The 10,572-nt window shown below is 66.5% G+C and carries 8 protein-coding genes; all 8 read right to left on the bottom strand.

From position 1 onward, the window contains the following. Positions 1 to 222 precede the first annotated feature (222 nt). The 8 genes from AC1D0P_RS15160 to AC1D0P_RS15125 all read right to left on the bottom strand — a co-directional run bounded on the left by AC1D0P_RS15160 (position 223) and on the right by AC1D0P_RS15125 (position 10,562). Positions 223 to 3,312: an efflux RND transporter permease subunit gene (locus AC1D0P_RS15160; RefSeq protein ID WP_477677498.1), complete on the bottom strand. Its 3,090-nt coding sequence runs from the start codon at positions 3,310 to 3,312 to the stop codon at positions 223 to 225. 19 nt (positions 3,313 to 3,331) lie between these two features. Then, complete coding sequence (locus tag AC1D0P_RS15155; protein WP_477677497.1) at positions 3,332 to 4,861, bottom strand: efflux RND transporter periplasmic adaptor subunit; 1,530 nt, start codon at positions 4,859 to 4,861, stop codon at positions 3,332 to 3,334. 240 nt (positions 4,862 to 5,101) lie between these two features. Then, positions 5,102 to 6,034 carry a ribokinase gene (locus AC1D0P_RS15150; protein ID WP_477677496.1) on the bottom strand — a complete coding sequence of 311 codons (933 nt, stop codon included), beginning with the start codon at positions 6,032 to 6,034 and terminating at the stop codon, positions 5,102 to 5,104. Next, a complete protein-coding gene (locus AC1D0P_RS15145; protein ID WP_477677495.1) occupies positions 6,035 to 7,333 on the bottom strand; it encodes a TRAP transporter large permease in 1,299 nt (432 codons plus the stop codon). Then, positions 7,330 to 7,809 carry a TRAP transporter small permease gene (locus tag AC1D0P_RS15140; protein WP_477677494.1) on the bottom strand — a complete coding sequence of 160 codons (480 nt, stop codon included), beginning with the start codon at positions 7,807 to 7,809 and terminating at the stop codon, positions 7,330 to 7,332. Before AC1D0P_RS15140 ends, AC1D0P_RS15145 begins: the two co-directional genes overlap by 4 nt. A gap of 26 nt (positions 7,810 to 7,835) precedes the next feature. Then, positions 7,836 to 8,852, bottom strand: coding sequence for a sialic acid TRAP transporter substrate-binding protein SiaP (locus AC1D0P_RS15135; protein WP_477677493.1), 1,017 nt, complete (start codon positions 8,850 to 8,852; stop codon positions 7,836 to 7,838). A gap of 73 nt (positions 8,853 to 8,925) precedes the next feature. Next, a complete protein-coding gene (locus AC1D0P_RS15130; RefSeq protein WP_477677492.1) occupies positions 8,926 to 9,858 on the bottom strand; it encodes a dihydrodipicolinate synthase family protein in 933 nt (310 codons plus the stop codon). Then, positions 9,855 to 10,562: a GntR family transcriptional regulator gene (locus tag AC1D0P_RS15125; protein ID WP_477677499.1), complete on the bottom strand. Its 708-nt coding sequence runs from the start codon at positions 10,560 to 10,562 to the stop codon at positions 9,855 to 9,857. The genes AC1D0P_RS15130 and AC1D0P_RS15125 overlap by 4 nt, the downstream gene beginning before the upstream one ends. Between the last annotated feature and the right edge of the window lie 10 nt (positions 10,563 to 10,572).

Here is a 10,572-nt window from a genome sequence, read left to right as displayed (position 1 = left end):
GATCAGGGATCGCGCTTGTTTGAGCGAAGCGAGTTTGCGCGAGACCCCGCCGTAGTCGAGCACCGCAGGTTGCCCGTAGCGAAGCGTAGGGACCCAGACTGCGGGTCGCCTTTTCTTTGGTGACTTTCTTTTGGCGAAGCAAAAGAAAGTTACTTGCCGCCGGGCAACCCCGGCCAGCCGCCCTCAGCAGAGACCGCCCAGCTGGATAGCAAAAAGAGGCTTTCACGCAAGAACCTCTTTCTTGCGCCCAAACCTCCGCCCCAACCGATCAAACCCAAGATAAATAACCGGCGTCGTAAACAGCGTCAACATCTGGCTGACAATCAAGCCGCCAAAAATCGACAACCCCAGCGGCTGCCGCAATTCAGCCCCCTCACCAAACCCCATCATCAAGGGCACAGCGGCGAACAGCGCCGCCAGCGTCGTCATGAGGATAGGCCGGAAGCGCAGCAGGGCCGCCTGATGGATGGCCTCTTGCGGAGACTTGCCTTCGTTGCGTTCGGCGTCGATGGCGAAGTCGATCATCATGATGGCGTTTTTCTTCACGATGCCTATCAGCAGGATGATGCCGATGATGCCGATCACCCCGAGGTCGGAGCCGCTGATCATCAGCGCGAGCAGCGCACCCACGCCGGCCGAGGGCAGGGTGGAGAGAATCGTTAGCGGGTGGATGTAGCTTTCGTACAGCACGCCGAGCACGATGTAGACGCAGATCACGGCGGCCAGGATCAGCCACAGCTGGTTGGACAGCGAGGCCTGGTAGGCGCCGGCGGCGCCCAGGAAGTTCAGGGTCACGCTGCCGGGCAGGGCGATGTCTTTGGCGGCCTGGCGGATTTCGTCGACRGCACGGCCCAGCGACATGCCGGGTGCAGTGTCGAAGCCCAGCGTCGTGGCCGGGTACTGGGCAACGCGGGTTATCTGCAGCGGCGCGGGCTGCTCGCGGATGCTGGCAATGGCTGAGAGCGGCGTGGTGCTGCCGGAGCCGGTTTTCAGCTGCAGCGCGCCCAGCGACGCCGGCGTGGCGAGCGGGTCGGGCATGGCCTCGAGGATCACGCGGTACTGGTTGGTCTCGGTGAAGATGGTGGAGACGATGCGCTGGCCGAAGGCGCTGTAGAGCGCGTCGTCGATCGAGGACGTGGTGACCGACAGCCGCGAGGCGGTGTCGCGATCGACGTTGATATACGCCGATGCGCCGCTGGAGCCGGCGTCGGAGGCGACGTTGCGCACGCCGGGCAGCTGCCGCATGCGCTCGGCGAGCTTGTTGGCCCAGAGCACCACGGTGGCGTTGTCCGAGCCTTCGAGCGAGACGCGGAACTGCGTGGGGCCGGTTTCGGCGTCGATGGTCAAATCTTGCGTCGGCTGCAGGTAGAGCGTCACGCCGGCCACCTTGCCGACGCGCTCCTTGAGCCTGTCCATGGTCTCCTGCTGGCTGCCGCTGCGGCTGGACTTGAGGTTGATCAGCATGCGGCCGGTGTGCAGCATGGTGTTGTTGGCCGCGTCCACGCCGATGAAGGAGCTCAGCGTTTCGACGTCCGGGTCTTCGAGGATGGCCTTGGCGGCCGCCTGCTGCAGGCCGGCCATGCGGGCATAAGACACCGACTGCGCGGTTTCGATGCGGGCCTGCAGCTGGCCGGTGTCCTGCGTCGGGAAAAGCCCCTTGGGGATCAGCACGTACAGCAGCACCGTGAGCAGCAGCGTGGCCAGCGCCACCAGCAGCGTGAGGCCCTGGCGATTCAGCACCCAGGTCAGCCAGCGGTCGTAGTGGTGGATAACCTTGTCGAAAAAGCGCTGCATGGACTGGCCGAAGCGGCCGCCTTCGGCCTCGCCTTCGGGGTGGCGCGTGAGCCACCTGGCCGACATCATGGGCACCAGCGTGAGCGACACCACGGCGGAGATCAGGATGGTGATGGCCAGCGTGACGGCGAACTCGCGGAACAGCCGGCCCACCACGTCGCCCATGAAGAGCAGCGGGATCAGCACGGCGATCAGCGACACCGTCAGCGAGATGATGGTGAAGCCGATCTGCGTCGCACCCTTGAGGGCGGCGGCCATGGGTGCCTCGCCTTCCTCGATGTAGCGCGAGATGTTTTCGATCATCACGATGGCGTCGTCGACCACAAAGCCGGTGGCAATGGTGAGTGCCATCAGGCTCAGGTTGTTCAGGCTGTAGCCCAGCAGGTACATCGCGCCGCAGGTGCCGATCAGCGAGATCGGCACGGCCAGGCTGGCGATCACGGTGGCGCGCAGGCTGTGCAGAAACGCAAAAATCACCAGCACCACCAGCAGCACGGCCAGCACCAGTTCTATCTCGACGTGCAGCACCGAGGCGCGTATGCCGGTGGTGCGGTCGCTCAGCACGTCGACCTTGAGCGCGGTCGGCAAGCCGGCCTGCAGCTCGGGCAGGCGCGCCTTGATGGCGTCCACCGTGGCAATCACGTTGGCGCCGGGCTGGCGCTGCACGTTGAGGATGATGGCCGGCTTCAAGCCTGACCAGGCGCCGAGCTTGATGTTCTCGGCGCTGTCCACGACCTGCGCGACGTCCGACACGCGAATGGCGCCGCCGTTGCGGTAGGCAATGATGAGGCGCTGGTAGTCCGCTGCCGCCACCAGCTGGTCGTTGGAGTTGATCGAATAGGAGCGCGTGGGTCCGTCAATGCTGCCTTTGGCGCCGTTGGCATTGGCGGCGGTGATGGCGGTGCGCAGTGAATCCAGGCCCAGGCCGTAGGAGGCGAGGGCGCGCGTGTCGGCCTGTATGCGCACGGCGGGGCGCTGCCCGCCGCTCAGTGACACCAGGCCCACGCCGTTGACCTGGCTGATCTTGAGCGCCAGGCGGGTGTTGACGATGTTCTGCACTTCGGTGAGCGGCAGCGTGTCGGAGGTGATGGCCAGCGTCAGCACGGGCGCATCGGCCGGGTTGACCTTGGCATACACCGGCGGCGCGGGCAGGTCGGCGGGCAGCAGAGAGCCGCCGGCGTTGATGGCGGCCTGCACTTCCTGCTCGGCCACGTCGAGCGTGATGCCCAGACCGAACTGCAGCGTGACGATGGACACGCCGGCCGCGCTGGTGGAACTCAGGCGCTGCAGGCCCGACATCTGGCCGAACTGGCGCTCCAGCGGCGCGGTGACGGTCTGGGCCATGACCTCGGGGCTGGCGCCGGGGTACAGCGTCTGCACCTGGATGGTCGGGTAGTCGACCTGCGGCAGGGCCGACAGCGGCAAAAACTTGAAACCCACCAGGCCGGCCAGCACGATGGCCACCATCAGCAGCGAGGTGGCGACCGGTCGCAGGATAAAGGGACGTGAGGGGCTCATGCGGGGAAATCCCTGTTCGTCATTGCGCCGGCCGTTCGCCGCCCTGGCGTTTCTCCCTCATGCTGCGCCAGCGCTCCAGCGCGGCGGGGTCGCCGGCGTCGAGCGCCGCGAGGAAGCGCTGGCGGCGCTCCAGGGCCGCCGGGTCGTCCTTGACCTGGTCCAGCATGCGTTTGCGCTGCTCGGCGGTGGGGCCTTCGCTGGCGGCTGCTGTAGCCGCTGCCGGGGCAGAGGCGCCTGACGCGGGTGCGGCAGCTGCCGGTGCGGAAGACCCCGCGCCCGGTGCGGAGGCCGCGCCGCGTTGCCGCTTGCCGCCGCCGGGTCCGCGCGGGCCGCCGGCGGGCGCATCGCCGGGCAGCACGATGGACGCGCCGTCCTTGAGGCGGTCGGCGCCTTCGGTGATGACGCGCTCGCCGGCTTCCAGGCCGGAGGCGATCACGACCTTGTCGACCGTGGCCTGGCCGCGTTTGACGGGGCGCAGCGACACCGTGCGTTCCTTTTCGTTCACCACATAGACATAGTCGCCGCTGCTGCCCATGCGCAGGGCCGTCACCGGCACCACGATGGCGTTGTCGATGGTGCGCACCTGCAGGCGCACGTTGACGAACTGGCTGGGGTACAGATTGAGCTGGCTGTTGTTGAAGCGGGCCTTGGCCTTCACGGTGCCGGTGGTGATGTCGACCTGGTTGTCCAGCGAGGCGAAGCTGCCGGTGTCCAGCGTGACGGCGCGGGTCCTGTCGAGCGCGGTGACCTGCATGGCGACGCCTTTGGCGGCGTTCTGCTGCAGCTCGCCGACCTGGTCCTGCGGGATCGCGAAGACCACGTCGATGGGCGTGATCTGGGTGATCAGGGCGATGCCGTTGGCGTCGCCGTTACTCACCACATTGCCGATGTCCACGGTGCGCAGGCCGACGCGGCCGCTCACCGGCGCGACCACGCGGGTGTAACCGAGGTTGAGGCGGGCAGCGCCTTCGTTGGCCTTGTCGACAACGACCGTGCCCTCGAGCTGCTTGACCAGGGCAGCCTGGGTGTCGACCTCCTGGCGGGCGATGGAGTCCTGTTCCAGCAGGGTCTTGAAGCGCTGCAGCTGCACGCGCGCGCTGTCGAGCTGGGCCTCGTCGCGCTGGCGCTGGCCGCTGGCCTGCATCAGCGCCATTTCAAACTGGCGCGGGTCTATGGTGGCCAGCAGTTCGCCGGCCTTGACCATCTGGCCTTCCTTGAAGAGAACTTTTTCCATCACGCCCGTAACCTGCGGCCTGACCCTGACGGTGGCCTGCGGGGTGACGGTGCCCAGGGCGTCCAGGACGATGGGGATGCTGGCCCGCTCGGCGGTGGCCACGCCGACCGTGGTGGCCGGTGCGCCGCGCCTGCCGCCCATAAAACCGCCCGCGGTGGCGTCGGCGGAGGGGTGCGTGAGGTGCCAGGCCAGCCAGCCTATGCCGGCGAGGGCGACCAGGGCAATGACGCTGCCGATGATGGACGCGCGGCGGCTGATGCGTTTGCGGGTTGGAGTTTCGGCGCCGGTCTGCGGCGTGTCGGCTTTCGGGTCCATCGGCTGTCCTTGGGTGCCCGCCGCGCCCGCCGGGGAGGCGGATGCGGCATTTTTTTGTGTTGGATGCGGGTCTTGGCCGCTGTTGGTGCCAAGCCCTGGGGCCTGTTCAAACAGCGCTCAGGAATTATCACTGCAAGCCTGTGGGCGCAGGTATACGGCCCGAAAGAGGCCGGTAAACGTACGGTAAAGCGGCGCCCGGCCTACACCGCGGCGGGCATCATGTCGTGGCGGTTTTGCGGACTATTGTTTTGATAGCGCCGCGACTTCGGCGTGGCGCGGGATGCCGTCGATAGCGCCGTGCCGCGTCACGGAGAGCGCCGCCGCCGCGTTGGCCCATTGCATGGCGATGCGCAGGTCCTCGCCGCGTGCCAGCGCGGCGGCGAGCGCGCCGGTGAAGGTGTCGCCCGCGCCTATGGTGTCGCGCACGGCCATGGGGCGGCCCGGTATCGAATGCGGTGCTTGCCCCGCCTGGTAGAGGCGGCAACCGGCCGCGCCCAGCGTGACCAGCACGGCGCGGGCGCCTCGGCTGAGCAGGCGTGCGGCGGCCTGGTCGGCCGAGCCGGCATGCGCCTGGCCGGCCAGCAAATAGAGTTCACTCTCGTTGGGCGTGAGCACGTCCACCAGCGCGAGCAACTCGTCGCTGAGCGGGCGCGCGGGCGCGGGATTGAGCAGGGTCAGGGCGCCGGCCGCGCGGGCCAGGCGAAAGGCCTCAAGCGTGGCTTCGGCCGGCACTTCGCAGGAGGCCATCACGACACGGCAGCCGGCCAGCAGCCCGGTAGCGGCCTGTGCGTGGCGCGCGCCCAGGCCGGCGCCGGCGCCGGGGTAGACGGCGATGCTGTTGTCGCCGTCTTCATAGACCAGGATTTGCGCGACGCCGCTGCGCTCGCCGGCGACTTGCTCGACATGCTGGGTGGCTATGCCCTCGGTTTTCCAGAGTTCCATGCCCATGCGACCGAAGTCGTCGTCGCCGATGCGGGCGATCAGCGCCACGCGCGCACCCTGGCGCGCGGCGGCCACCGCGGCATTGCTGCCCTTGCCGCCCGGGCCGATGCTGAAATCGGAGGCCATCAGCGTCTCGCCGCGGGCAACCGGACGCGCCACCTTGGAGATCAGGTCGGCGTTCCAGCTGGCGACGCAGACAACGTCGGCGGCTTCCGAGGCCTTGGCACTCATTTACTTCGCTCCATAGCCCATGGTTTGCGGCAGCCAGAGGACGATCTGCGGAAAGCATGTCATGGCCAGCAAGAGCAGCAGCAGCATGACCAGGAAGGGCCAGCCTTCCTTCATCATCTCGCCGATGGGAATGCCGGTGAGCGCCTTGGTCACGAACAGCAGCATGCCGAAGGGCGGGTGGATCAGGCCGATCATCATGTTGAGCACCACCAGCACGCCGAAGTGCACCAGGTCCACGCCGAGCAGCTTGGCCGCGGGCAGCAGCATGGGCACAAAGACCAGCAGCAGCACCGAGACGTCGAGGAAACAGCCCAGCACCAGGAACATCACGTTCACCATCAGCAGGAAGCCGATCTGCGAGAAATGCATGCTGTCGACCCAGGTGGCCATGGCCTGGGGCACACCTTCGGCGGTGAAGGCGTAGTTGAGCATGAAGGAGCCGGCCAGGATCATGGTGATCACGGCGCTGGCGCGTGTCGATTCCATGACCACGCCCCAGAAGCTGCGCCAGGTCAGGGCCCGGAACACCAGGGCCGCGAGGATGAGCGCGTGCAGCGCGGCCACGGCGGCGGCCTCGGTCGGCGTGAAGATGCCCGAATAGATGCCGCCCAGCAGCACGATGGGCATGGACAGCGGCAGGGCGCCGCGGAAGATCAGGCCGGCCCACTCGGAGCGCGGCACGGGTTCGTCGCGCGGCATGTTGCGTTTTTTGGCGATGACGGCCACCACGCCCATCATGAGCCCGGCCATCAGGAAGCCCGGCACCACGCCGCCCAGGAACAGCGCGCCCACCGAGGCGCCGGAGACCAGCGCGTAGATCACCATCGGGATCGAGGGCGGGATGATGGGGCCCAGCGTGGCGCTGGCCACCACCACGGCGCCGGCAAAGCCGCGTGTGTATTCGGGCTTCTTGAGCATCTGGCGAATCGTGACCAGGCCGGGGCCGGCCGCGTCGGCGATGGCGCTGCCGCTCATGCCCGAGAAGATCACGCTGACCAGGATGTCGACCTGCGCCAGCCCGCCGCGCATGCGGCCCACCAGGATGCGGCAGAAGTCGAAAATGCGCTCGCTGACCGTGCCCGCGTTCATGATGTTGGCGGCGAACACAAACAGCGGTACGGCCAGCAGCACATAGCTGTTGTAGAGGCCGTTGCCGATCTGCTCGGCCACCAGGCCGACGTCCTGGCCCTTGGCCACGAGGTAGCCGATGCCGGCCGCGACCATCGAAAAACCGATGGGCATGCGCAGCAGCATGCCGCCCGCCAGTACCCCCACCAATACCCAGATACCGCTTGTCATATGCGCAACTCCGCTTCAAGACCCTTGCCACGGATCGCGTTCCAGATCGCCCAGGCCGAGCGCAGCGCCAGGGCGGCGAGCAGCAGCACAAAAGGCATGAAGACCCACTGGAAGGACATGCCCAGCACGGGCGTTCCCTCGCGGGCCATGAAATGCACGTAGTCCCAGCAACCCGGGATGCCCCAGGCCGCCAGGCCGCCGACCAGCAGGTTGCCGACGATGGCCATGGCCTGGCGCACGCGGTAAGGCATGTTGTTCCAGACCAGATCGAACACCACATGCTCGCGCTCGGGCACGACCACGGCGGCGGCCCACAGGATGACCCAGACATACAGGATCACCGCGGCCTCATCCGTCCAGGCCAAGGGCTTGTTGAAGAAAAACCGCGCCGTGATCTGGATCACGAAGACGATGAACAGGGTCAGGAAGAGTCCGCCGCCAATCACATTGGCGGCTTTCTGGGGCCAGCTTTTCATGGGAATTGTGGTGCTTGCCGCCGGACTTACTTCGTCGCGTTGATGCGCTCGAGCAGGCCCTTGGGCCAGACTTTTGCGTACTCGGAGTTCAGGTAAGTTGTCTGCACGGTTTTGCGGAAGGCGTCCACGTCGGGCGTGGTGACCTGCAGGCCTTCCTTCTTGAAGAAGTCGACCAGCTGGCCTTCTTCCTTGATGCGGTTTTCATTGTTGTAGACGGCCGCGGCCTGCGCCGCCGCTTTGACCTTGGTCTTTTGCGCCGGGTTCATGGCGTTCCAGGCCTTGTTGGAAATGGAGATGAAGATGCCGTCCACCAGGTGGCTGGTCATGACGATCTGTTTGGTCACCTCGTAGAACTTGGCGGCGCGCACCGAGGGCAGGGGGTTGTCCTGGCCGTCGATGGTGCCGGTCTTCAAGCCCAGGTAGACCTCGCCGAAAGCCAGCGGCGTGGGCGTGGCGCCCAGCGCCTCGCCAAGGAACAGCCATTCCTTGGAGCCGGGCATGCGCAGCTTCACGCCTTTGAGGTCGGCCGGCACCTTGACGTTGCGGGCTTCGCGCAGGTTGACCTGGCGCGTGCCGAGGTAGACGGTGGACAGCGGCGTGACTTCCATCTTTTCGGCCACGGTCTTGAACATTTCGGTGCCTATGGGGCCGGAAAACACCTTTTGCTGATGGTCCGGGTCGCGCACGATGTAGCCGGCGGTGAAGATCGAGAACTCGGGCACCAGCTTGGCGATGTCAAAGGCCGAGATGGAGGAGAGCTCGAGATTGCCGCGCGCCATGGCGGTGGGCTCGGTGCCCTGCTTGAACAGCGAGGCGTTCAGGTTGATCTGCACGTCGAATTCGCCGGGCGCGCTTTTTTCGAGGTTTTCCTTGAAGACCGTCCACATCTTGGCGTGCCAGTCGTCGGGCACCGCGGGCGTCGAAACGCGCAGCACCATCTTGTTCTGGGCCTGGGCCGCGGGCAGCAGCGCGCCCATCAGCAAGGTGGCGGATGCGGCGGCCAGCAGGCTGCGGCGAAGGGTGGACGAGAGGGAAGTCTTCATGGTTGTCTCCTTTTTTAGGTCAATCGTTTTTGGGGGTGGTGCCCCGGGTCAGCGTTCAGCGGTCATTCAGCAATCACTCGGATTTTGTATCAATCGCGAAAGCGCCGATGGTTTTTTCCAGCGCCTTGTATTCGGAGTCGGTCAGGGCCACCAGCGGCGCGCGCACGCGCAGCCAGGCGGCATCGCCGCTCAGCATGGCCATGATGCCCTTGAGCGCGGGCATCAGCGAATAGCCGTCCAGCAGGCCGATCAGCTTGACCACGCGTTCGCGCTCGGCGGGTGTGGCCGCAGCGCCGGGCTCGGTCACCAGGCGCTTGACGAGGCGCGGCATGAAGTTGGCCAGGCCGCTGATGGCGCCGGTGCTGCCGCGTTTGCCCATCTCCGGCAGGTCGGGTTCAAAACCGACGTAGACCGTCATGTCCTTCATGAAGGCATTGGCCAGGCCCACCGAGTGTTCGGTGCTGCAGGCGCTGTCCTTGATGCCGACGATGGTGTCGGGGTATTGCTTCTTGAGCGTGGCGATCACGTGGTGCGACAGCGGCACGCCGGTGACCTGGGGGATGTGGTACAGGTAGAGCTTGAAGGGCGTGCCGGCCATGCCGTCGATGACGTAGCGGTAGCTGTCAATGATGCCCTGGTCGGACACACCCTTGAGGAAAAACGGCGGCAGCATCAGGCAGCCGTGCACGCCGGCTTTCACGGCGTGGCGCGTGAGCTCCAGGGTCTCGGGCAAGGCGGCGCAGCTGGTGGAGACCATGATCTGCGCGGCGGGGATGCCGTTCTTGATGAGCTGGTCGATGGCTTCCTTGCGCTCGGCCAGCGAGAAGGACGGGCCTTCGCCCGTGGTGCCGAAGGCCGTCACGCCGGGGCAACCGCTGGCGATCAGCGATTTGCAGTGGGCGGCGAACTTGGCGTGGTCTATGTCCAGGCCGGCCGTGAGCGGCGTCAGCAGGGCGGGCCAGATGCCGCGAAACGATTTTTCGGCGGCGGGAAAGGAACTCGTCATTCAGGGATCTCCAAAGACCACGGCATCTCGGGCCGCGGCAGGCCGAGCACGCGGCGGTGCGCGCTCTCGATGTGATGGCCCAGGCGGTCGACCACGGCTTGTGCGTCGCGCCGCTTGAGGGCATCGATGAACCAGAGGTGCTCTTCCATTGCGGGAATCAGCACATCCGGGGAAAGGGATGAGGCTTCGAGCTTGATCAGGCGCACCCGCAGGCTGTTGATGCGGTAGACCTCGGAAATCAGCTCGTTGCCCAGCGTGTCGATCATGAGGTCGTGCAGGCCCCAGTCCACCGTGGTGGCGTCTTCGAGCAGCGCGTCGTCGATGGCTTTTTTGCGCGCACGCTTCACGATATTCAGGTGGGCCTGCTCGATGGCGGCCAGGTCGGCGTCGGACACCGTGGTGACGAAGCGGCTGGCGGCTTCGCGCTCGAGCAGGCCGCGCAGCTGGAAGGCGTTGTTGATCAGCTTGAGGTCCACATGGGCCACCTGCAGGCCGCGCTGCGGCACCGTCTTGACCAGGCCCTCGGCCTCCAGCCGCGGGATCRACTCGCGCACCGCGCCCAGCGGCATGCCCAGCAGCTGCATGAGTTCGCGCTGCGAGACAAACTGCCCGGGCCGGATGTTGGCGTCGACGATCTGCTGCTGAAAACTCTCGTAGGCTTGCGCGCGCAGGCTGATGGGAGCGGAATGGGCGGCCGTGCTCATGGGCTCAGGC

The sequence above is a fragment of the Polaromonas sp. P1_G2 genome (genome assembly GCF_056405515.1).
This window is presented reverse-complemented; position numbering and strand designations above follow the sequence as displayed.

Bases quoted from the DNA above. Each gene is read 5' to 3' on its own strand.
- AC1D0P_RS15155 (WP_477677497.1), bottom strand. From the start codon at position 4,861: ATGGACCCGAAAGCCGACACGCCGCAGACCGGCGCCGAAACTCCAACC.
- AC1D0P_RS15150 (WP_477677496.1), bottom strand. From the start codon at position 6,034: ATGAGTGCCAAGGCCTCGGAAGCCGCCGACGTTGTCTGCGTCGCCAGC.
- AC1D0P_RS15145 (WP_477677495.1), bottom strand. From the start codon at position 7,333: ATGACAAGCGGTATCTGGGTATTGGTGGGGGTACTGGCGGGCGGCATG.
- AC1D0P_RS15140 (WP_477677494.1), bottom strand. From the start codon at position 7,809: ATGAAAAGCTGGCCCCAGAAAGCCGCCAATGTGATTGGCGGCGGACTC.
- AC1D0P_RS15135 (WP_477677493.1), bottom strand. From the start codon at position 8,852: ATGAAGACTTCCCTCTCGTCCACCCTTCGCCGCAGCCTGCTGGCCGCC.
- AC1D0P_RS15130 (WP_477677492.1), bottom strand. From the start codon at position 9,858: ATGACGAGTTCCTTTCCCGCCGCCGAAAAATCGTTTCGCGGCATCTGG.